17 protein-coding genes are annotated in these 23,096 nt (G+C 70.6%); 11 read left to right on the forward strand and 6 right to left on the reverse strand.

What is annotated here, in order from left to right; all coding sequences use genetic code 11:
• Positions 1-64: 64 nt before the first annotated feature.
• The 3 genes from ACIRA5_RS36065 to ACIRA5_RS36075 form a co-directional block, all read right to left on the reverse strand.
• Positions 65-865, reverse strand: coding sequence for an SDR family oxidoreductase (locus ACIRA5_RS36065; RefSeq protein ID WP_403698203.1), 801 nt, complete (start codon positions 863-865; stop codon positions 65-67).
• 25 nt (positions 866-890) lie between these two features.
• On the reverse strand, positions 891-1,346 hold the full coding sequence (locus tag ACIRA5_RS36070) for a hypothetical protein (protein WP_403698205.1): 456 nt from the start codon (positions 1,344-1,346) through the stop codon (positions 891-893).
• A 106-nt stretch (positions 1,347-1,452) separates the two neighbouring features.
• Positions 1,453-2,697, reverse strand: a complete 1,245-nt coding sequence (locus ACIRA5_RS36075) for a permease (protein WP_403698207.1) — start codon at positions 2,695-2,697, stop codon at positions 1,453-1,455.
• A 566-nt stretch (positions 2,698-3,263) separates the two neighbouring features.
• On the opposite strand from ACIRA5_RS36075, the gene ACIRA5_RS36080 reads away from it, so the two are divergent.
• Positions 3,264-3,437 (forward strand): hypothetical protein, encoded by a 174-nt coding sequence (locus tag ACIRA5_RS36080; protein ID WP_180292769.1) that lies wholly within the window; start codon positions 3,264-3,266, stop codon positions 3,435-3,437.
• Positions 3,438-3,496: 59 nt separating this feature from the next.
• The gene (locus ACIRA5_RS36085) at positions 3,497-3,979 is read left to right on the forward strand and encodes a GNAT family N-acetyltransferase (RefSeq protein WP_403698209.1); all 483 of its coding nucleotides are present in this window, start codon (positions 3,497-3,499) and stop codon (positions 3,977-3,979) included.
• A 36-nt stretch (positions 3,980-4,015) separates the two neighbouring features.
• Here ACIRA5_RS36085 and ACIRA5_RS36090 read toward each other — a convergent pair whose 3' ends face one another.
• Positions 4,016-5,359, reverse strand: coding sequence for an amidase (locus tag ACIRA5_RS36090; protein ID WP_403698210.1), 1,344 nt, complete (start codon positions 5,357-5,359; stop codon positions 4,016-4,018).
• A gap of 252 nt (positions 5,360-5,611) precedes the next feature.
• Here ACIRA5_RS36090 and ACIRA5_RS36095 point away from each other — a divergent pair, with 252 nt between their 5' ends.
• Genes ACIRA5_RS36095 through ACIRA5_RS36105 form a run of 3 tightly spaced genes read left to right on the forward strand, consistent with a single transcriptional unit; the run spans position 5,612 to position 11,392 of the window.
• Entirely contained in the window at positions 5,612-7,951 is a 2,340-nt protein-coding gene (locus ACIRA5_RS36095) for an alpha-L-fucosidase (protein WP_403698211.1), read from the forward strand.
• Complete coding sequence (locus tag ACIRA5_RS36100; protein WP_403698213.1) at positions 7,944-9,839, forward strand: family 20 glycosylhydrolase; 1,896 nt, start codon at positions 7,944-7,946, stop codon at positions 9,837-9,839. Before ACIRA5_RS36095 ends, ACIRA5_RS36100 begins: the two co-directional genes overlap by 8 nt.
• Positions 9,840-9,859: 20 nt before the next feature.
• Positions 9,860-11,392, forward strand: coding sequence for an alpha-L-fucosidase (locus tag ACIRA5_RS36105; RefSeq protein ID WP_403698215.1), 1,533 nt, complete (start codon positions 9,860-9,862; stop codon positions 11,390-11,392).
• 75 nt (positions 11,393-11,467) lie between these two features.
• Here ACIRA5_RS36105 and ACIRA5_RS36110 read toward each other — a convergent pair whose 3' ends face one another.
• A complete protein-coding gene (locus ACIRA5_RS36110) occupies positions 11,468-12,511 on the reverse strand; it encodes a LacI family DNA-binding transcriptional regulator (RefSeq protein WP_403698217.1) in 1,044 nt (347 codons plus the stop codon).
• A 220-nt stretch (positions 12,512-12,731) separates the two neighbouring features.
• On the opposite strand from ACIRA5_RS36110, the gene ACIRA5_RS36115 reads away from it, so the two are divergent.
• From ACIRA5_RS36115 to ACIRA5_RS36140, 6 genes are read left to right on the forward strand one after another with little or no spacing between them, the layout of a single operon-like run.
• Entirely contained in the window at positions 12,732-14,024 is a 1,293-nt protein-coding gene (locus ACIRA5_RS36115) for an ABC transporter substrate-binding protein (RefSeq protein ID WP_403698218.1), read from the forward strand.
• Between the two features lie 8 nt (positions 14,025-14,032).
• Positions 14,033-14,929, forward strand: a complete 897-nt coding sequence (locus ACIRA5_RS36120) for a carbohydrate ABC transporter permease (protein WP_403698219.1) — start codon at positions 14,033-14,035, stop codon at positions 14,927-14,929.
• A 44-nt stretch (positions 14,930-14,973) separates the two neighbouring features.
• Positions 14,974-15,891 (forward strand): carbohydrate ABC transporter permease, encoded by a 918-nt coding sequence (locus tag ACIRA5_RS36125; protein WP_403698220.1) that lies wholly within the window; start codon positions 14,974-14,976, stop codon positions 15,889-15,891.
• 37 nt (positions 15,892-15,928) lie between these two features.
• Positions 15,929-17,188 (forward strand): glycosyl hydrolase, encoded by a 1,260-nt coding sequence (locus ACIRA5_RS36130; RefSeq protein ID WP_403698222.1) that lies wholly within the window; start codon positions 15,929-15,931, stop codon positions 17,186-17,188.
• Entirely contained in the window at positions 17,185-19,206 is a 2,022-nt protein-coding gene (locus tag ACIRA5_RS36135) for an endo-beta-N-acetylglucosaminidase (protein WP_403698224.1), read from the forward strand. Before ACIRA5_RS36130 ends, ACIRA5_RS36135 begins: the two co-directional genes overlap by 4 nt.
• 43 nt (positions 19,207-19,249) lie before the next feature.
• Entirely contained in the window at positions 19,250-22,267 is a 3,018-nt protein-coding gene (locus ACIRA5_RS36140) for an alpha-mannosidase (protein ID WP_403698226.1), read from the forward strand.
• Positions 22,268-22,307: 40 nt separating this feature from the next.
• Here the strand turns inward: ACIRA5_RS36140 and ACIRA5_RS36145 are convergent, their stop codons facing one another.
• The gene (locus ACIRA5_RS36145) at positions 22,308-23,009 is read right to left on the reverse strand and encodes a FadR/GntR family transcriptional regulator (protein ID WP_352049912.1); all 702 of its coding nucleotides are present in this window, start codon (positions 23,007-23,009) and stop codon (positions 22,308-22,310) included.
• Between the last annotated feature and the right edge of the window lie 87 nt (positions 23,010-23,096).

Raw genomic sequence — 23,096 nt, forward strand, 5'->3', positions numbered from 1 at the left:
CCTGCGGGGCTCCGGCGGCAGCCGGGCCTGAACTGGTGGGAGCCGGTGGGAGCCGTCATGGCCGCTATGCGTCGGGCGCGCGCGTCCGCAGGCGTTCGTGGACGGTGTCGGCGGGAGAGTGAGCGGACCGGACCCGGGTCCCACCGTCGACCAGCAGATCGGCGCCCGTGATCCACCCGGCCGCGTCCGAAGCCAGCCAGACCACCGCCCGCGCGATGTCCTCGGGGCGGCCGATCCGGCCCAGCGGGAGCCCCGCGCCGAGCTCGTCCTCGGCGTTCTCCCAGACGAACCGGGCCATCTCGGTGCGGACGAGCCCCGGGGAGACGGAGTTCACCCGCACCTTCGGGGCGAGTTCGCCGGCGAGCTGCTGGGTGAGGTGGAGGAGGGCCGCCTTGCTGGTGCCGTACGCCCCCACGTTCGGCCCCACATGTCCGGCGCCCTCCGTGCACACGTTCACGACCGTGCCGCCGTGCTCGCCCATCCAGGCCCGCCAGGCACACTGCACCAACCGCAGTGGGGCCTCCACGTTGAGCGTGAACGCCTCGCGCCAGCGGTCCGGATCGGCGTCCATGAGCGGGCCGTACGGCTGGTTGGTCGCGGCGTTGTTCACCACGACGTCGATGCGCCCGAATTCCCGCAGCGCCAGCTCGGTCAGCTCTCGCAGATGCGCCGGATCGGCCACCGAGCCCGCGAGCCCGACGCCGCCGAGCCGCGCGGCGGCCCGGCCCACCGCGTCCGGGTCCCGGGCCGTCACACACACCCGCGCCCCCGCCCGGGAGAGCTCCTCGGCGACGGCGAGACCGATCCCGCGCGAGGCCCCGGTGACGATGGCGCTCCTGCCCTCAAGCCCGTACGGCGTCGTCATCCGCGTACCGTCTCATGACGGACCGTCAGTCAACAGCCCCGAGTCGCGAGTGCTGCGCCGCCACCAGCTCCAGCACCGTGCGCCAGTCCTCCAGGACCCCGGCGTCGAGACCGGGGACCCTGCCCGACTCGTCCGCGTGGCGCAGGCTCAGCACGTCGTCGGCGTCCGCGTCGTCGGCCCATCCGCCGGCGTGCAGACCGACGAGCCGGGAGACCCGCTCGCCGAGCAGCGGCCGGACCAGGTCCGCCGCCAGGTCGGCGTGACCGGTCGTGTCGCCGGGCCGCAGCAGGTGCCCTACGGCGTGGACCAGGCCCGCCACCTGGAGTTCCTTGTCCGCGGGACGACTTCGGCGCAGGAGCGCGGCGGTCTGTAGGGCGTGGTCGTGCAGATCCACTCGGCCGCCACAACGGCCCGGGGTGTCCCGGGCGCCCCGGCAGGCGTGCAGCAGATCCATCAGCTCCTCGACGCTGCGCAGCTCCATGCGTCAGTCCTCCCGAGTCCTCCCGCGGGAAAAAGCCGTTTCCGGGCGCCAGCAGATCATGGCTGCCTTGCGAATCGGCCAACGGGATCTGAACTGCGCGCCGTGTTCAGTGGTGCCCGTGGCCCTCGGCCCCCGGAGTCCCGTGCCCGTGGGCTCTCGGCGCGGGTGCGCCGTGGTGGTGGCCTTCCGCCCGCGCAGTCCCGTGCCCGTGGCCCTCCGGCTCCGGTGCCCCGCCCATCATCCGCAGCATCGCCTGGCCGCCCGTGCGCAGGAACCGCCACACCAGGGCCGCCGCCAGCAGCAGGAAGACGATGTTGAGCCAGGTCGTGTAGTTCCAGGAGACACCCTCCATGGGGATCGTCGCGTCGGCCTGGTCGGGGATGAGCCCGAGGCCGCCGAAGAGGAACTCCACGACGTATCCGGCGAACACCATGGCGACGTAGAAGGTGACAAGGAGGAAGCCGGTCATCCGGAGTCCGTAGTACTTCCGGTAGATGTTCAGGATCGGCAGGATCAGCAGGTCGGCGAAGATGAACGCGACCACACCGCCGAAGCTGATCCCGCCCTTCCACAGCACGACGGCCAGCGGCACGTTCCCGATGGAGCAGACGAACGAGGCGATCGCCACGAGCGGGCCGATCAGGGGGCCGATCAGCCTCGCGGCGAGCGGATGGCCGTCCAGGAAGAGGGACTGCCAGAACGCGTCGGGCACCCAGGCCGCGATCGCGCCCGCGATCAGCAGACCGATCACCAGGTCGCGCAGGATCGCCGCCCACTCCATGACGAACACGTGTGCGACAGAGGTGTAGCCGTCGCGCGAGAGCAGCCGCCGCACGAACGAGCCCTCCGTCTGGATCGACATGTCCATCGCGGCGTGCCCTTCCATCGATCCGGCGAGCCCGCGCTCCGCCTGCTCCCGGGCCTCGCGCAGCAGTCGTTCGCGCAGAAAGATCCGGAAGAGCACGGCCAGCACTACGATCATGATCGGGCCGCCGACGAACTCGGCGACCGTGAACTGCCAGCCCATCAACAGGGCCAGGATCACGCCGAGTTCGACGACCAGATTGGTCGAGGCGATCTCGAACGCCATCGCCGCGGTGAAGTTCGCGCCCTTGCGGAACAGCGAGCGCGCCAGCGCGACGGCCGCGTACGAACAGGACGAGGACGCCGCGCCGAGCCCCGCGGCCAGCGTGAGCGTCCGCGGCCGGTCGTCACCGAGCAGCCGCACGATCGTCGCGCGGCGCACCACGGCCTGGACGACGGCGGAGAGGCCGAATCCCAGGATCAGCGCCCAGGTGATCTCCCAGGTCATCGACCCGGTGATGGACAGTGCGTGCAGGATCGCGTGCATCGGCCTCACTCTTTCCCGTCCGGCTTCCCCGATTCACGCGGGACTATACCCCCTAGGGGTATGGGATCCCCCGGGGCGGGCGGGCGGGTCGTGCCGGTTCAAGGTTCCGCAAAGACTTCGCAGGGCCGTCCCAAGGGGAGGCCGGGGCTCCGCGGGTCGGCCCATCACCCCTGCCTGGACGCCGGGTTGAGTCTTCCCGTCCTGGTCACGGGAGGTGTGGCGCTACGTCGAACGGGTGGCGTGCGAGGGGGGATACATCATCAAATAGACCCAGATCGAGGATCGATGCATGCTGATAGACGCAAGACGGTTACCTCGTGTTATCAGCCCCATCGAGCGGGCACCCGCTCATTTGGTTACCCTGTACCGGACGGACAGCCTGCAGGGGTTCCACCCACACCCAAGGTCCGTCCCGGGACAGCCGGTCACCACGGACTGCTCTCACGAGTTACCGGCGCCACCGCGTCCTTAACTGCCTTCGACTCAGACCCGAGGGGATGTCAGGCGACCGGAAGCAGACTGGCCCTGTACGTCCCGAGGGTGACCCGACACATAAGGAGTGCGCGGTGACACCGGAGAAGACGAATCGCGATCAGCGCCCCAAGGAACGCACGGAGCGCGGAGGCCGGGCCGAGAAGAAGCTCGGCAGCCTCGACGTGTGGGCCAGGTCCGCCCCGATCCGCCTGGCGGGGTACGAGGACGACCTCGCCGAGCCCCACATCCTGCCCAGCGTGGACTGACCGCTCGCGGCGGGACTCATCGCGATCGCTGACGGCATGGGCGTGCCGGACTCACGTCCATGCTGATCAGAGAAGCAGCGGCCGACGACTGGCCGCGGATCTGGCCTTTCTGGCACCGGATCGTCGCCGCGGGTGAGACCTACACCTGGGACCCGGGCACCTCCGAGGAGGCGGCCCGGGCCCTGTGGATGGCACCGGGCAAGCATGTGTACGTCGCCGAGGACGCCACCGGAGCGGTCGTCGGCTCGGCCTACGTCACCCCCAACTACGGCGGCCCCGCCGCCCGCGTCGCGGGCGCCGGATTCATGGTCGACCCCGACCACGCCGGGCTCGGCATCGGGCGCGCGCTCGCCGAGCACATCCTCGTCGCGGCGAAGGCCGACGGCTACCGGGGCATGGTCTTCAACGCCGTCGTGGAGACCAATCCCGCCGTCAAGCTGTGGACCGCGCTCGGCTTCACGATCCTCGGCACCGTGCCGGACGCCTACGAGCACCCCCGGCACGGGTGGGTGGGACTGCACATCATGTACAAGGCGCTGTGAAGTCCCCGCGCACCCCGGGGGGTGTCACCGCGCTCCTCAGTCCAGCGGCGCCGTCCGCCGCCACGGCCGCAGTTCCTCCAACTGACCCGCCATATCCAGGAGTTCGAGTTCGGATCCGGGGCGTGCGACCAGCTGTACGGCCGCCGGTGCCCCGCTCGGCAGGGTCCCGAACGGCACCGCCATCGCGGGCCACCCGGTGAGGTTCCACGGTGGCGTCAGCGGCGAGTAGGTGGTGTTGACCAGCACATTGCGCAGCCAGCCCCGCTCGTGCCACGGTGCGGCGGCCGGCCCCCGCCGGGCCAGTGCCGGGGTGAGCAGCACGTCGTGCTCCGCGAAGAACGGATCCAGACGCCCGCGCAGCTGCTCACGGCGCTCACCCGTGCGTACCCCGGCCACGAAGCGGCGCCCCACGGCGGCGTGCACCCGAGTCCGCCGGGCGAGCCGGCGCGGGTCGAGGTCCTCGGCGTCCACCGCGGTGCCCGCCGTCCAGTGCATCAGCGCGGCGGTGCCCAGCCAGTAGGGGTACGGCGGGTCGGCGGCCCGCACCTCGTGGCCCGCCCCGGCCAGCAACTCCCCGGCCTCCCGGGCCGCGTTCGCGTACGGGCGGCCGACACCCACGCCGACCAGCGGACTGCGCACGGAGACGGCCACCTTGCGGACGAGCTTGCCCGAGGGGCGTATCGCCTCGGTGTCCGACAGGACCGCGAACATCAGGCGGGCGTCCTCGACCGTGGTCGCGAGCGGCCCGTTCTCCGACATGCCGAACCAGTCGCCGTGACCGATGCCCGCCGGGATCGTGCCATGGCCCGGCTTGAGGCCGACGATGCCGCAGTTGGCGGCCGGGATGCGCAGCGAACCCATCCCGTCGTTGCCCAGCGCGATCGGCACCATCCCGGCGGCGACCGCGGCCGCGCTGCCTCCCGAGGAGCCGCCCGCCGTGCGCGAGGTGTCCCAGGGGTTGCGGGCCGTGCCGTGGACACCCTCGGAGGTGCCGAAGACGCAGAGCTCGGGCACGTTGGTGAGACCCACGACCACGGCGCCCGCCGCGCGCAGCCGCGCCACCGTCGGATGGTCGTGATCGGCGGGGGTGTCCGCGGTCGCGGCGGAGCCGTTGCGGTTCGACTCGCCGCGCACCGCGAGGTTGTCCTTGACGGCCACGGGCACCCCCGCGAGGGGGAGTTCGGCCAGGTCCGCGCGGCCGGCCAGCTCGTCGGCCGCCGCGAGGGCCGCCTCGGCCCGTACGACACGGAAGGCACCCACGCGCGCGTCGAGCCGCTCGATCCGCGCGAGGTGGTCGGTCACCACCTCGCGGGGCGTGGCCCGCTTCTCGCGTACGGCTGTGGCGATCTCGGTGGCGGTCCGGCCGGCCCAGCTGGTCACGGGTGCTCCTCGGGGACAGGGGAGTACTGGCGAGTACGAGGAGCACTGTGCCCGGCGGCGGGGTGCCGCGTCGAGAGCCGTCGCCCTTGGACATGCGGATCGGTCTTCCTGGACTTTCGCGCTCAGGCTTGTCCGGTATCTCCGCAGGGTCGCCGATCATCCGATCACTTGCTCAAGTTTCGTACCCGCTCGCCCCATTGACAGGATCTGGTGGTGCCTCAATCATCAAACATCCGATGAATTGGAGCCGCTATGAGCACGTATCCAAGACGTCAGGTTCTGGGCGCCGCGGCCGGAGTGGCCGTCGCAGCCACTCTTCCCCTCGCGGCCACGGCCGAAGCGCGACCGGCGGTCGAGCAGCACGGTCAGTGGGTTCCCGTCCCCGACCCGATCCCCGTGCCGCTCGACGCGTACACCGACAACGACGGCATCGACACGGTGGCCGCCCCCGGCGGCAGCTTCGACGGCTCGGGGTACACGTTCCCCGGCGAGGAGCTCCCGGCGGGCCCCGTCGAGGTGGACGGCATCGCGTTCGTCTTCCCCTCCGCCGCCGCGGGCGCCCGGAACAACGTGGTGGCCCTCGGCCAGCGCATCGACCTCCCGAGCGGGCGCTACCTCTCGGCCCACTTCCTCACCGCGGGCAGCTACGGGGACGCCTCGGGCCGTGCCACCGTGCACTACGCCGACGGCTCGACGACCACCGCCGGGCTCGGCGGCGCGGACTGGTACGCGACCGGCGGGTCACTGTCGGCCCCGTACCGCTACCGGCCGGACGGCACGAAGGACGAGCACGGTGTGGGGATCGGCACCGCCGAGGTCTGGATCGACCCGCAGCGCGAGGCGGTCGCCCTCACCCTGCCGACCACCAACCCCGCCGAGGCCGGCAAAGCCTCCCTCCACGTGTTCGCCCTCTCCCTCCAACCGGCCGCCCAGGGACGGGCGTTGACCCTGCGGGACGCGCACTCCACCCTCTCCCTGCTGGAGTCGAGCGGCGCGCAGAGCGTGGAGGCCACGGTCGTCAACGCGGGCACGGTCGCCGTCCTCGCCGGTGACCGGGTGTCGGTCGGCGTCGACGTGCCGGGCGCCCGCACCGTCGAGCCCGCACACGTCATCCGCCTCGACCCCGGCGAGCAGGCGCGCGTCCGGGTCGGCATCCGCAACCGTGTGGGCACGGCACCGGGCACCGCGCGGCCCGGAAAGGTGACCGTCACCGGACGCGGGCAGCACGTCACCTCCACCGGACGCGAGTTGACCCTCGGCGTGCCCGACTACCAGCCCACCGAGAGCTCTCTCGCCGGCCACCAGGCCCCGTACTGGTTCCACCGCGCCAAGTTCGGCATCTTCATCCACTGGGGTGTCTACTCGGTGCCGGCCTGGTCTCCGGTCGGCAAGCAGTACGCCGAGTGGTACTGGAACCACCTGCAGAGCCCGGACAACGCGGTGTACGCCTACCACCGGGACACATACGGCGAGAACTTCGCCTACGACGACTTCATCCCGATGTTCACGGCGGCGAGGTTCGACCCCCGGGCCTGGGTGGAACTCTTCCGTGACGCGGGAGCCCAGTACCACGTGCTCACCTCCAAGCACCACGAGGGCTTCGCCCTGTGGGACACCAAGGTCTCCGACCGCAACGCCGTGAAGATGGGCCCCAAGCGCGATCTGATCCGCGAACTCTTTGACGCCTCGAAGAAGTTCACGCCCGAGCTGCACCGCGGCCTGTACTTCTCCATGCCCGAGTGGTTCAACCCCGACAACCCGTGGATGGGCCACGCCCCGCGCAACCCGTACACCCTGGAGCCGCTCCCGTACACGGGATACACGGCGGGCAAGGACTATGTGAAGGACTATCAGGCCCCGCAGATGCTGGAACTGATCCACGGCTACGACCCGTCACTCATCTGGTGCGACATCGGCGGCGCGAACGACAGCCTCCATGTCCTCGCCGAGTACTTCAACCACGGCAAGAACAGACCCAAGCCGTACGAGGTGACCGTCAACAACCGCTCGGGCATCGGCTTCCACGACTTCACCACCCCCGAGTACACGACGTACGAGAACACCGTCGTCGCGAAGTGGGAGTCGAGCCGGGGACTCGACCCCTTCAGCTACGGCTACAACAAGGCGACGCCCGACGCCGCCTACATGACCGCCGAGGAGGTCGTCCACAGCCTGGTCGACATCGTGTCGAAGAACGGCAACTTCCTGCTGGACATCGGCCCCCGCGCGGACGGCACCATCCCGGAGATCATGCAGACCCGGCTGCGCGAGACCGGCCGCTGGCTCAGGACCAACGGCGAGGCGATCTACGACACCACGTACTGGTCACGGATGGCGCAGCTCGGCGAGGACCTGCGGTTCACGGTCCGGCAGAACGAGGCGTTCTACATCCACGCGCTGACCGAGCCCGGCGCCACACTGACCGTCGAGGCGCCGGTGCCGATCCGCGGCGGGGACAAGGTGACGATGCTCGGTCACGACCGGCCGCTGACCTGGACGGTGAGCGGCGGGTCGCTGGTCGTCGACGTGCCGGAAGCGGCCCGCAGGGCGGGGCAGTACGTGTGGGTGTTCAAGGTGGAATGGCATGGCTGACCGACGCGCCGCACGGCCCGCGCGGAGCAGGTGGACCCGGAGGGCCGTCGGCTGCGTGGTGGCGCTGCTGCTGACGCTCGCCACACCGGTCCCGGCGCTGGCGCGCACAGCGGAGGTGCCGGCGGCCGCGGTGCCTCCCGTCACGGTCCCCGCCCTCGCCAACTGGACACCGGAACAAGGGAGTTACTCTTTCGGTCCCGGCTCGCGCATCGTCGCGCGCGACCCCGCGGCACGCCGGGTCGCGGACACTCTCGCCGACGATCTGCGCGCGGCGGGCCACGGCACCGTTCCCGTCGTACGGCAGGGCGCGCACGCGGGTGACATCGTGATCGGCGTCGACCCCTCCTCGTCGCGGCTCGGCACGGAGGGATACGAACTGCGCGCGGGCAAAAGCCTGCTGGTGACCGCCGCCGCCGAGACCGGTGCGTTCTACGGCACCCGCACCCTCCTCCAACTCCTCGCCCAGAGCGACCGCGTGCCCGCCGGGAGCACGGTCGACGTGCCCCAGTACAAGGAACGGGGTGTCGGCGTCTGCGCCTGCTACGTCCACATCTCCACGGCCTGGCTGGAGAACCTGGTGCGCGACATGGCGTACCACAAGCTCAACCAGCTACTGCTCGAACTGAAGGTGAAGAGCGACGCCCACCCCGAGGCCAACGCCTGGGGCTACTACACGAAGGACGAGATACGCCGGCTCGTGGCCCTCGGCAAGAAGTACCACGTCGAGATCATCCCGGAGATCAACTCGCCCGGGCACATGGACCCCTGGATCCAGAACCGCCCGGACCTCCAGCTCACCGACGCCGACGGCGTGAAGCAGCCCGCCCGGCTCGACATCACACAGGACGCGGCCTTCACGTACTACACGAGCCTGATCGACGAGTACGCGCAGGTGTTCACGTCCGGGTCCTGGCACATGGGCGCCGACGAGTACATGCTCGGCTCCGACTTCGCCAAGTACCCGCAGATCCTCGCCTACGCACGGGCCAGCTACGGCGCGAACGCCACGCCGCAGGACGCGTTCATCGACTTCGTCAACCGCGTCCAGGCCTACGCGGCGGCCAAGGGCAAGAAGCTGCGCATCTGGAACGACGGTCTCACCGGCGCCAACACCGTGCCCGTCACGACCGGTACCACGGTCGAGCACTGGCTGAACGTGGCGACGAAACCGAGCCGGCTCATCGCCCAGGGCTATCCGTTGATGAACGCCGCGTACTCCCTCTACCTCGTCCGCGGCGGCTTCCACACCGACACGAAGGCGCTGTACGACCAGAGCTGGGACCCGCGCAGTTTCGAGGGCGAGAAGCTCGCCTCACGCGCGGGCGTCACCGGGGCGAAGATCAGCCTCTGGCCGGACAACGGGCGCGGGGAGACCGAGAACGAGGTCGCGACGGCCATGGACCCGGCCCTGCGGCACATCGCCCAGGTCACCTGGGGCTCGGCGCACCCCGACCCGACGTACGCCGAGTTCACCGCGCGCGGTGCGGCCGTGGGGCACGCGCCCGGGTGGCGGGACCTGACCCGCGTGCCGGTGGCCGAGGGGACGTACACCTTCCGCGGAGGGGCCGCGACCGCCGATCTCCAGGTCCGGCGGACCGCGGACGGCTATGTGACCCTGCGGTCCACGACGACCGGCGGCTGTCTGGAGGTGAGCGGCGGAAAGCTCACGCTGAACGTGCCCCTGGACCCCGGTGTCGAGGTGACCGAATCGCCGTGCGTCGCCGCGGACACCTTGCAGCGCTGGGAGCTGGACCCGGTGCGCGGCGGCGGATACCGGCTCGTCAACGCGATCACACGGATGGCGGTGCACGTGACGGACGCGGGGCGGCTCCTCCAGTACCCGCCGGACCAAGAGCCACCGTCCGTCTGGCAGTTGACCGTCCACTGATGTGAGGAGACCCCACCCCCATGGCCATCTCCAGACGCCTCTTCGTCCTGGCATCCACCGCCCTCGTCGTGTCCACCGGCACATCCGTCGCCCTCGCGGCCCCCGGCGAAGCTCCCTCCCGCATCCCCGTCAGCCCCACCGACACCGAGGACGACCTGGTCCGCAAGGCCTCCCAAGTCCGGCCCACCGCACGGCAGATCGCCTGGCAGAACCTCGGACGCACCGCCTTCCTGCACTTCGGCGTGAACACCTTCACCGGTCTGGAATGGGGCACCGGCGACGAGGACCCGGACGTCTTCCAGCCCGTCGGGCTCGACACCGACCAGTGGGCCCGCGCCCTGCGCGACGGCGGCTTCGAGCTCGCCATCCTCACCGTCAAGCACCACGACGGGTTCGTCCTCCACCCGTCGCGCTACACCGACCACTCGGTGGCGTCGAGCAGTTGGCGCGACGGGCGGGGCGACGTGCTGCGCTCCTTCGCCGACTCGATGCGCCGCCACGGGATCAAGGTCGGCGTCTACATCTCACCGGCCGACGAGAACCAGTACCTGCACGGCGTGTACGCCAACGGCAGCGCGCGCACACAGCGCATCATCCCGACGCTCGTCGACGGCGACGACCGTACGAACCCGAGGACGTTCACGCTGGACGCCACCGACTACGGCGCCCATATGCTCAACCAGCTCTACGAAGTGCTCACCGAGTACGGACCCGTCGACGAGGTGTGGTTCGACGGCGCACAGGGCCGCATTCCGCCCGACAAGGTCGAGAAGTACGACTGGGACAGCTGGTACGCGCTGGTCCGGGCCCTCGCCCCCGACGCCTCGATCGCCGTGTCCGGGCCCGATGTGCGCTGGGTCGGCAACGAGGGTGGGCTCGCCCGCGAGGACGAGTGGAGCGTCGTACCGGTCACGGAGAAGGACAACGGCCGCACGGACTACGCGCTGGCCTACGACGCACCCGACGAGGGCAGCAGGGCCGCGCTGGTGGCGGCCCGGCCGGTGGCCGACCACCTGCAGTGGTGGCCGGCCGAGTGCGATGTCTCCATCCGTGACGGCTGGTTCTACCACGCCGACCAACAGCCCAAGAGCGTGGACGAGTTGACCGACATATACTTCCGCTCGGTCGGCCGCAACTCGGTGCTGCTGCTCAACATCCCACCCGACACACAGGGCTTGCTGCCGGCCGCCGACGTGGTGCGGCTGCGCGAGTTCCGCGAACGTGTGGACCGGGAGCTGCCGGAGGACCTGGGGCGCGGGGCCGTGGTCCGCTCCTCCCCAGGGGTCTTCACCGTCGACCTCGGTACGGAAGGCGAGGTGGACCGGATCCGGCTCGCCGAGGACATCCGGCACGGCCAGCAGGTGGAGAGCTTCGTGGTCGAGGCGTACGGAGCGGGCGCCTGGAGCCGGGTGGCCGGGGCGGGCACGATCGGAGCGAGCCGGATCCTGCTGCTCGCGGTGCCCGTACGGGCCCGCCACTGGCGCCTTCGGGTGACGCGGTCACGGCAGACCGCGCGGATCGCGGAGTTCGCGCTGTATCGCTCACGGATCTGACACGTACGGGAGGTGGATGCCCCGCACGGCGTCCACCTCCCACCGTCTTTGGCTCCGCGCCCGTCCTTCACCCTCTCAAGCCCCGCAGGGCCCCGTACTCTCCCGTTCGATCAGCCGCGGCACCGGTACCTGCACCGTCCGGGCCGGACCGCCGTCCAGTAGTGCGGTGAGTTCCTGGGCGGCCGTGCGGCCGAACTGGACGGTGTCGCGGGAGAGGGCGGACAGCCAGGGTTTGACCATGCGGCACAGGGGCGAGTCCTCCCAGGCGACGACCGAGACGTCGCGCGGCACCAGGAAGCCGAGTTCCGTGGCGGCGGCGACGCCGGCGACGGCCATCACGTCGTTGTCGTAGACCAGCGCGGTCGGCGGGGTGCCGCTCTCCAGGACGCGGCGGGTGACGGCGGCGCCCTCCGCGTCCGAGTAGTCCGTGGGGACCGAGCGCACCTCCGTCAGACCCCGCCGCTCGGCCTCCGCGCGCAGGGTGCGGATCCGGCGCTCGGTGTGGGCGAGCCCCGGCAGGCCCGCGATGTGCACGATCCGGCGGTGGCCGAGCGCGTACAGCTCGTCCACCAGCGCGGCCATCGCGCCCGCGTCGTCCGCCCAGACGGTGGAGATCCCCGGGTGCCCCGCGTCCGGAACGCCGCCGATCACCACGGCGGGCAGACCCAGCTCCTCGAGGAGGTCCGGACGCGGATCGTCGGTCCGCGGGTCGACGACCATGACTCCGTCCACGCGGTGCTCGGCCCACCAGCGCCGATAGACCCCGCACTCGTCGGCCACGTCCTCCACCACCTGGAAGAGCAGGCCGAGATGACGCTCGGCCAGTACCTCCTGGATGCCGGAGATCAGCTGCAGGAAGAACGAGTCCACCCCCAGGGTGTCGGCGGGACGGGCCACCACGAGACCGACCGTCGCCGCGCCCTCGCCGGACAGCTGGCGCGCCGCCGTACTCGGCCGCCAGCCAAGCTGTTCGGCCACGCGACGGACCCGGTCGCGGGTGATCTCGGAGACCCCGGGCCGGTCGTTGAGCGCGAAGGAGACCGCGCTCTCGGAGACCCCGGCGCGCTGTGCGATGTCCTTCATCGTCGGTCGGCGCGCGGGAGACCGCTTGGCTGGCAACCCTGTTCCCCGTTCTGCTGAGCTGGTGTACTAATGCGCTTGAGCTGAGGCAATCTAAAGCGCATTAGTGATCGATTGCAAGAGGCTGCCAGAACGTCTGTGACCAGCCATGTTGTGGAACTAATGAATTTAGCTGAGCCAAATCCATTGACGTGCCCGGCGAGTTGGCTGCAAGGTCTGCCCCGGCACCGTTACCCCTGCTGCAAGAGGAGCCCCATCCGTGCGCATCTCCCGCAGAGCTCTCGCCGCCGCTGCCACCATCGCCGTCCTCCTGCCGCTGAGCGCCTGCGGCTCCGGGAGTGACGGCAGTGGCCAGGCGGACGCCTCCGGCAAGGTCGAGGGCGACATCACCTTCCAGACCTGGAACCTGAGGGCCAACTTCAAGTCGTACTTCGAGGGCGTGATCGCCGACTTCGAGAAGAAGTACCCCGGCACCCATGTGAAGTGGGTCGACCAGCCCGCCGAGGGCTACGCCGACAAGATCAGCGCGGACGCGGCCGGCGGCACCCTGCCCGACGTCGTCAACGTCTCGCCGGACCTCGTCGCCCCGCTCGCCAAGGCGGGCCTCGCCCTCGACCTCGACAAGTCCGCCGCGCAGTACAAGAAGGAGTACCTGGACGGCGCCTGGGCCAGCCACCAGATACCGGGCATGCCCGGCACGTACGCCTTCCCCTGGTATCTCAACACCGGCCCGCTCTTCTACAACAAGTCCCTGTTCAAGGAGGCCGGCCTCGACGCCTCCAAGCCGCCGACGACGTACGACGAACTCTTCGCCGACGCCCTGCAGCTGGCGAAGAAGAGCGACGGCAAGGTCGCCACGCTCGCCAACGTGCCCACCATCGAGGACTTCGGCCGCTACGGCGTCGAGCTGATGAACCAGGAAGGCAACGCCTTCGCCTTCAACGACGCCAAGGGAGTCGAACTCCTCACCAAGTACAAGGAGTTGTACGACGCGAAGGCGCTCGACCCGCAGGCGCTGACCGCGACCCCGGAGTCCTCGGGCAAGAAGTTCCTCACCGGGGCCGTCGCCATGAACCCGGGCAGCGCCCTGGACCTCGGCAACTTCAAGAAGCAGGCCCCGAACCTCTACAAGAACATCGGCATCACGGACCAGATCACCAGCACCGGCAAGGTGAACATGTACGTGATGGGCGTGATGGTCAACTCGCGCACCAAGCGCACTCCCGCCTCGGTCGCCTTCGCGCACTTCGTCACCGACGCGCAGAACCAGATGTCCTTCGCCAAGAAGGTCGCGATCTTCCCGAGCACCGCGGGCTCGCTCGACGACCCGTACTTCACCAAGGAGGACGGCACCGACGAGACCCGCGTGCGGATAGCCGCCGCCAAGTCCCTGAAGAACGCGGTCAACTACACGCCGGTCCTCTTCAGCGAGCAGATGAAGACCGCGCTGCGCAACGAGGTCGCGAAGGCCCTGCAGGGCAAGGAGAGCCCCAAGACGGCTCTTGACAACGCTGTCAAGGCCTGCGACACGCTGCTCAAGCAGCAGGGCTGAGCGCAGCCATGGCGAGTTCCTCCAGCACTGTCCGGGTACGGCGCCAACTGCCGGCCAGCCCCTGGCTGTTCGCCGCTCCCGGCCTCCTGGTCGTGGGCGTGTTCATCCTCTATCCGTTCGTCTCGACCATCGTCAACGCCTTCACCGACCGCCGCACCCTGACGCCGGGATCGTTCGTGGGCCTCGCCAACTTCCGCGAGCTGCTGCACGACGACATGTTCTGGATCGGGCTGCGCAACAGCACGCTGTACGTCCTCGGGGTCGTCCCCGCGCTCGTCCTGCTGCCGTTGCTGCTCGCGCTGCTGGTCCAGAAGAACATCCCCGGCATCACCTTCTTCCGGTCGGCCTTCTACACCCCGGTGGTCGCGTCCATCGTCGTGGTCGGCCTGATCTGGGTGTGGCTCCTGGACGAACGCGGCCTGGTGAACTCGCTGTTGGAGTCGATCGGCGTCGGCAGGGTCGGCTTCCTCAGCGACCAGTGGCTGCTCCTGCTGAGCGCCATGGCCGTCACGGTCTGGAAGGGCCTCGGCTACTACATGATCATCTATCTCGCCGCGCTCGCCCATGTGCCACGCGAGCTGCACGAGGCCGCTTCGGTCGACGGCGCGGGCGCGGTCCGCCGCTTCTTCACGGTCACCGTGCCCGCCGTCCGCTCCACCATGGTGCTGGTCGCCGCGCTCTCCTCGGTCGCCGCCTTCAAGGTGTTCTCCGAGGTGTACCTGATGGCGGGCCCCGACGGCGGCCCGGCGGGCGAGGACACCACCCTTGTCATGCTCGTCCAGCGCACCGGCACCGGACTGACCGGCCGCGTCGGCTACGCCTCCGCCATCTCGGTCGTCGTCTTCGTCGTCACCGTCGCGCTGATGCTGCTCGTGCTGCGCGCCGACCGCAAGGAGGACGTGTGAGCGTGCGGGATGGAGGACGCGTGAGCGTGCCGGAAGGAGGACGCGTGAGCGTGCTGGAGAAGGAGCGCGACGTCGAGCGGCGTGCGCCGGCCGAGCGCGGGCCCCGGCGCCGCCGTATCACCGACGAGCACGGCCGCCGTGTCCGCGGTTGGGAACTCGCCCTGCGCTACCTGCTGTTGATCGCCGTCCTCGCCCTGACCGTCGGCCCGTTCCTGTGGCAGCTGTCCACCTCGCTCAAGGGCCCGACCGAGGACATCTTCAGCTCACCGCCGAAGTTCCTGCCGGGCGATCCCACGCTGCACAACTACAAGCGGGTGGCCGACACCATCCCCGTCTGGGACTACGCCTTCAACTCCCTGAAGGTCGCGGGCGCAGGCGTCGTCACGAACTGCGTGGGTTCGGCCCTCGCCGGCTACGCCCTGGCCCGCCTGCGCTACCGCGGCCGACGCGTGGCGACCCTCGTCTTCATCCTCGCGATGCTGGTCCCCGTCGAGGGCATCATCATCGCCCAGTTCACCACCATGCGAGAACTCGGCCTGAACAACACGCTCATCGGGGTCGTCCTGCCCGGCAGCATCGCCGCGATGAACGTCCTGCTGATGCGAGGCGCCTTTCTCAATCTGCCGTACGAGATCGAGGAGGCGGCCTTCGTGGACGGCGCCAACACCTGGCAGCGGTTCCTGCGGATCGCGCTGCCCTCGGTGAAGGGCACGCTCGCCGTCGTCGCGATCTTCGCCTTCATGGGCGCCTGGGACGACTTCCTGTGGCCGCTCATCGTGCTCAGCGATCCCTCGAAGTTCACCCTCACCATCGGCCTCAACTATCTGCACGGCACTTTCGCAGGCGACGAACGGCTCGTCGCCGCGGGCACGATCATCGCCGTGGCACCGCTCATCGCCCTCTTCGCCTGCCTCCAGCGGTACTTCTTCCGCGGGGTGGGGGAGGGCGCCGTCAAGGGCTGACCTCCCGCCGTCCCGATTCGCTTCGCAAGGATCCTGCATGCCTTCTGCCGTGCGCTTCGGCGTCAACTACACGCCCAGCGAAGGGTGGTTCCACCACTGGCTCGACTTCGACCTCGACTCCGTACGCGCCGACCTCGACTCCATCGCCGCGCTGGGCCTCGACCACATCCGGGTCTTCCCGCTGTGGCCCTACTTCCAGCCCAACCGCGCGCTGATCCGCCCGCGCGCCGTCGAGCAGCTGCTCCAGCTCGTCGACGCGGCCGGAGAACGCGGGCTCGACGTCACCGTGGACGGCCTGCAGGGGCACCTGTCGAGCTTCGACTTCCTGCCCGCGTGGACGCGGACCTGGCACCGGCGCAACCTGTTCACCGACCCGGAGGTCCTCGACGGCCAGGCGGCCTATCTGCGTACGCTCGCCGCGGCCCTCGCCGACCACCCGCACTTCATCGGCATGACGCTCGGCAACGAGGTCAACCAGTTCTCGGCGGGGCCGCCCCATCCGGACCCCGACCGGGCGAGCAGCGCCCAGATCGACGACTGGCTGGAGCGGATGCTCGCCGCCTGCGAGGAGGGCGCCCCCGGCAGGCTGCATCTGCACGCCGAGTACGACGCCACCTGGTACCAGGACGACATGCCGTTCACCCCGGGCCAGGCGGCCCGGCGCGGCGCCGTCACGGCCGTACATTCCTGGGTCTTCAACGGCACCGCTCAGCGGCACGGCCGTACCTCCGTGCCGACCGAACACCACGCCGCGTATCTGGTCGAGCTGAGCAAGGCCTGGGCCGACGACCCGCACCGGCCCGTCTGGCTCCAGGAGGTCGGCGCACCCGCCCCCCTGATCCCGCCCGAGCACGCCGCGGCCTTCACCGAGGCCACCGTCGCGGCGGCGCTGGACTGTCCCGACCTGTGGGGCATCACCTGGTGGTGCTCCCACGACGTCTCCCGCGACCTCGCCGACTTCCCCGAACTCGAATACGGGCTCGGCCTGTTGACCAACGACCGGCGCCCAAAGGACAGCGCGCGGACGCTGGCCCGCGCCGCCCGCGAGCACCACCACACGCCCGCCCCCCGCAGCACGGCGCTGATCGTCCCCGCCGACCCCGCCGTCCGCTCGCGCTGCGCCCCGGGCGGCCCCGTCTTCGAGGCGTTCTTCCGGCTCACCGCCGACGGCGCCCGACCCACCACCGTCCTCGACGCGCGCGCGGACGACAAGGAACACCTCGCCGCGCGCGGCATCACCGAAGTCGTCAGTCCCGATCAGGTACTCCCCATCCCACAAGGAGAAACCCGCTCGTGAACCCCACCAGACGCACCGTCCTGCTCGCCGGGGCGGCCGCCGCGCTGCTGCCCGCCCTGCCCGCCCTGCCCGCCCTGCCCGCGGTCGCGGAGACCGGGGCCGCCGCGACCGCGGCACCGCCGTACGCCTCCTACTGGTACCCCGACTCGCTGCCCTCGGGCACTCCCGGCACCGGCATCACCTGGCGCAGTCTCAAGGCATGGAGCGCCGCCACTGACGCCGACCTGGCGTTCAACGCCTCGACCGTGCCGCTCGCCGCGCGCTTCACACCGATGCCGGCCAACACGACGGCCCGCAGCGGCCAGGCCCGTATCCAGTCCCTCGTCTCCTTCGGCCCCACGTCGAGCAACCCCTCGCAGGGGGCCGCCACCGCCGACTACTACGCGCTCACCCACTGGGCGTACCTGGACGAACTCGTCTTCTGGGGCGGCTCGGCGGGCGAGGGCCTGATCCTCGCGCCGAACGCCCCGATCGTCGACGCGGCCCACCGGCACGGCGTGCCCGTCCTCGGCAACGTCTTCCTGCCGCCCGTCGCCTACGGCGGACAGCTTCAGTGGACCCGCGACCTGGTGCAGAAGGACTCCACCGGGCACTACCCCCTCGCCGCGCGCCTCGTCGCGGTGGCGGCGGCGTACGGCTTCGACGGCTGGTTCATCAACGCGGAGACCAGCGGTGGGAACACCGCGCTCGCCACCGACATGCTCGGCTTCATGAACGAACTGAAGACGCTCGGAACGGCTCAGGGGCAGCGCGTCACCTGGTACGACGCGATGACGGTGAGCGGCTCGGTGAGCTGGCAGGGCGCCCTGAACAACCAGAACAAGACGTTCTTCCAGGCCGCCGACTCCCTGTTCGTCGACTTCCGCTGGTCGCAGAGCGGCCTGGCCTCCTCCGCGACGACGGCCCGGCAACTCGGGCGCAGTCCCTACGAGTTGTGGGCGGGCGTCGACGTCGAAGCCAACGGCACCGGCGCGTCCGTGAATTGGGACGCCATCGTGCCGAGCGCCAAGGCCCACGTCACCTCGCTCGGCTTCTACCGGCCCGAGTGGACCCGCAACCACCTGCCCGCGAGCCGGACCCCCGGCGACTTCCACGCCGCCGACGACCTGTTCTGGACCGGCTCGTCCCTCGATCCCTCCAAGCCCGGCACGAACGCGAGCTGGCGCGCCCCGGCCGTCTCCGTCGCCGACCGCTCGACCGTCGCCTCGCTTCCCTTCGCGACCGTCTTCAACACCGGTCACGGGCTGAAGTGGTACGAGGACGGCGAGGCCACCTCGGACCAGGCCTGGAACCATCTCGGCCTCCAGGACCGGCTGCCCTCCCGCCGCTGGGTCGTGCGGACGAACGGACAGCGCCCCGCCGTCACCTTCGACTTCGCGGACGCCTGGCGGGGCGGAAGCAGCCTGCTCGTCGACGGCGCCCTCGACGCACCCACCACGCTGGACCTGTACGCGACGAGGCTGGCGCTCACCGCGGACACGGTGGTCGAGCTCACCTACCGCACGGACGCGGGCGCCGCCGACGTGGAGCTGGCCGTCGCCATCGCCGAGCCGAGCGCGGCGGGCGGGGCGCCCCCGTACACGTACTTCCCGGTCACGTCCTCGGGGGACGGCTGGGGTACCGCCACCGTACGGCTGACCGGACTGAGCGGGACCGTGCATGCGCTGGGCGTGCGGCTGACGGCGAGCAGTGGTCCGGTGCGCTGGCGTCTCGGCCGGCTCGCGGTCCGCGATGCCGTGCTCACCCCCGCCGCACCCACCGACCTGCGCGTCACCGGCGCCGACGGAGGCAACCTGCGCTTCGCCTGGCAGGGCGCCCCCGGCGAAGTACGCCACTACGAGCTGTACCGGACGCTCCCCGACGGCACGCGCCGCTTCCTCGGCGGCACCTGCCAGAGCGCGTTCTACGTCGGCGGTCTCACCGCCGAACAGGGCGAGTCGTCCGGGGGGTTCGAAGTGCGCGCGGTGGGGGAGCTGTTCACCGTCTCGACCGCCGCCAAGACCACCCACACCTGGTAGCAGGACCACCTTCCCGCACCATCTTCACCCCACGGAGCACCCCATGCATGACGACCGCACCCTGGTCGAAGCCCGCCTCAAGCGCGTCCTCGACGAGCGCATCCGACCCGCCGTGTACCCCGAGTCCGTGCCGCTGGAAGTCGCGGTGTGGCACGCTCCCGGTGAGCCGGTGCCCGTCGCCGAGGGGCTCGCGGCCGCACCCGAGCCGATCGAGGTGGGTGCGCGCTGGGGCGCTCCGTGGGGCACCAGCTGGTTCCGGGTCACCGGGACCGTCCCGGAGGCGTGGGCGGGGAAGACCGTCGAGGCACTGCTGGACCTCGGCTTCGACGAGAACATGCCCGGCTTCCAGTGCGAGGGGCTCGTCTACCGGCCCGACGGCACTCCGGTGAAGGGCCTCAACCCGCGCAACCAGTGGGTGCGCATCGGCGCCCCGGTCGAGGGCGGTGAGGAGGTCCGGCTGCATGTCGAGGCCGCCTCCAACCCGGTGATCCTCGACTACCACCCCTTCCTGCCGACCCAGTTGGGCGACAAGGAGACCGCGGGCACCGAGCCGCAGTACACCCTCACCCGGATGGACCTCGCCGTCCTCGACGAGACCGTGTGGGAGCTGGTGCTCGACCTGGAGGTTCTCGGCGAGCTGATGTCCGAGCTGCCGGTGGAGTCGGCGCGGCGCTGGGACATCCTGCGCGCGGTGGAGAAGGCGCTCGACGCGGTCGACCTGCAGGACGTGGGCGCGAGTGCCGCCGCGGCCCGCGAACGGCTCGCCGGGGTGCTCGCCGAGCCCGCCGTCCCGTCCGCGCACCGCATCAGCGCCGTCGGGCACGCGCACATCGACTCGGCGTGGCTGTGGCCGCTGCGCGAGACCGTCCGCAAGGTGGCGCGGACCACCTCCAACATGACCGCGCTCATCGAGGACGAGCCCGAGTTCGTCTTCGCGATGTCCCAGGCCCAGCAGTGGGCCTGGGTGAAGGAGCACCGGCCCGAGGTGTGGGCGCGGGTGAAGAAGGCGGTCGCGGACGGCCGGTTCGTGCCCGCGGGCGGTATGTGGGTCGAGTCGGACACCAACATGCCGGGCTCGGAGGCGATGGCCCGTCAGTTCGTGCACGGCAAGCGGTTCTTCCTCGACGAGTTCGGCATCGAGAACGACGAGGCCTGGCTGCCGGACACCTTCGGCTTCGCCGCAGGACTCCCGCAGATCATCAAGGCGGCGGGTTCCAAGTGGCTGCTCACCCAGAAGATCTCGTGGTCGCAGACCAACAAGTTCCCGCACCACACCTTCCGGTGGGAGGGCATCGACGGCACCCGCATCTTCACCCACTTCCCGCCCGTCGACACCTACAACTGCTCCATGCGGGGCAGCGAACTCGCCCACGCGGCCAGGAACTTCAAGGACAAGGGCGTCGCCCGGCACTCCCTCGCCCCCACCGGCTGGGGTGACGGAGGCGGCGGTACCACCCGCGAGATGGTGGGCAAGGCGGCCAGGGTCCGTGACCTCGAAGGCTCCGCCACCGTGGTGTGGGAGACCCCGACGGAGTTCTTCAAGAAGGCCGAGGCCGAGTACCCGAACGCCCCCGTCTGGGTCGGCGAGTTGTACCTCGAACTGCACCGCGCCACGCTCACCAGCCAGGCCAGGACCAAGCAGGGCAACCGCCGCAGTGAACACCTCCTGCGCGAGGCCGAACTCTGGGCGGCGACCGCGGCCGTACGGACCGGATTCCCGTACCCGTACGAGGAGTTGGACCGCATCTGGAAAACGGTCCTGCTCCACCAGTTCCACGACATCCTGCCCGGCTCGTCCATCGCCTGGGTGCACCGGGAGGCGCGCGGGACGTACGAGCGGGTCGCCGAGGAGCTGACCGGCATCATCGACGCGGCGCAGCGGGCGCTGGCGGGTGAAGGCGGCACAGAGCTCGTGTTCAACTCCGCCCCGCACAGCAGGGACGGGGTCCCGGCGGGCGGGGCCCTGCCCGCCGCCGCGACGAGCGAGGTGGCGCTCGCGCCGCGCGCAGGCGGCGGCCACGTCCTCGACAACGGCCTGCTGAGGGTCGAGATCGACGCCCGGGGCCTGGTCGTCTCCGCGTACGACATCGACGCCGACCGCGAGACGATCGCCCCTGGACGCGCCGCGAACCTGCTCCAGATCCACCCCGACTTCCCGAACATGTGGGACGCCTGGGACGTCGACGAGTTCTACCGCAACACGGTCACCGACCTGGTCGACGCCGACGAGGTCGCGCCCGGTGAGGACGGCGTGTCGGTGCGGATCGTACGGTCCTTCGGCGCGTCGCGGGTCACCCAGGTGCTGTCGCTCGCGCCGGGGGAGCGGCGGCTCGGCATCGACACCGAGGTCGACTGGCACGAGACGGAGAAGTTCCTGAAGCTCGCCTTCCCGCTCGACGTGCACGCGGAGCGCTACGCCTCCGAGACACAGTTCGGGCACTTCTACCGGCCGACGCACACCAACACGTCCTGGGAGGCCGCCAAGTTCGAGGCATGCAACCACCGGTTCGTGCACATGGAGGAGCCCGGCTGGGGAGTCGCGCTCGTCAACGACTCGACGTACGGCCATGACGTGACCCGTACCGTCCGCGACAGCGACTCCGGTACGACCACCACCGTGCGTGTCTCGCTGCTGCGCGCCCCGCGCTTCCCCGACCCCGAGACCGACCAGGGCGTGCACCGCTTCCGGCACGCGCTGGTGCCGGGGGCCCGCATCGGGGACGCGGTGCGCGAGGGGTGGCGGATCAATCTGCCGGAGCGGCGGGTCAGCGGCGAGCATGAGGTCGCGCCCCTGGTGGAGGTGGCGCAGGACGCGGTCGTGGTGACGGCGGTCAAGCTCGCCGACGACGGCAGCGGGGATGTGGTCGTACGCTTCCACGAGTCCCGGGGCGGGCGCACCAGGGCCACGCTGACGGCCGGGTTCGAGGTCGGGGACGTCACCGTGACCGACCTGCTGGAGCGGCCCCTCGCGGACGCCGCGGAGCCGCGGCGCGACGATGACCGGGTCACCCTGTCGCTGCGCCCCTTCGAGCTGGTCACCCTGCGGCTGACACGCGCCTGAGCGGTTGCGTGCCTGACCCCTTCGCGGTCTGCGGATCCGGCTACTGCGTGAGCTGGGTCCGCAGCCACTGCTCCACTTCGCCCACGTGCGCGGCGGCGGCAGCCCTGGCCGCCTCCGGGTCGTGGGCCACCAGCGCGCGGTGGATCGCCGCGTGCTCGCGGCGCGTGCGCTCGAAGGCGCCCTCCTCCTCGTAGCCCCGCCAGACCCGGGCACGGAACGTGCGCGAGGACAGGCCCTCCAGGATGGCCGCCATGGTGTCGTTTCCCGCGGCGGCCGCGATCTCGCGGTGGAAGGCCAGATCGTGGGCAAGGATCTCCTCCGGGTCGTCCGTCGCGTTCATCGCCAGCAGGTGTTTCTCGACCTCGGCGAGCTGGTCCGCCGTGATCCGTGCGGCGGCCAGCGCGGTCGCGGTCGACTCCAGGATCCGCCGCACCTCCAGCAGCTCGACCAGCCGCGGCCCGCGCGAGAGGTCGGCCACCACGCCGAAGGTCTCCAGCAGGTCCCCGGCCTCCAGCTGGGTGACGTAGATGCCCGAGCCGTGCCGGGCCTCCAGCACACCGAGGACCGTGAGCGCGCGGATCGCCTCGCGCATCGAGCTGCGGGACATGCCCAGCTGGGCGGCGAGATCACGCTCGGTCGGCAGCCGCTGCCCGGGCTCCAGCCGGCCCTCGCCGATCATCGCCTTGATCCGCTCGATGGCGCGCTGCGTCACGGTGCCCTTCTGCGGGGCCGACTCGTCCACGCCGTCTCCTCCTGTTGCCGGGTGCGCCGCAGTCTAACCACCAGAGTGGTCGGACCACTACGGCTGATAACGCGGAAATTTTGGCGC

The organism is Streptomyces sp. NPDC096311 (genome assembly GCF_044763085.1).
In the GTDB taxonomy this organism is placed as follows: domain Bacteria; phylum Actinomycetota; class Actinomycetes; order Streptomycetales; family Streptomycetaceae; genus Streptomyces.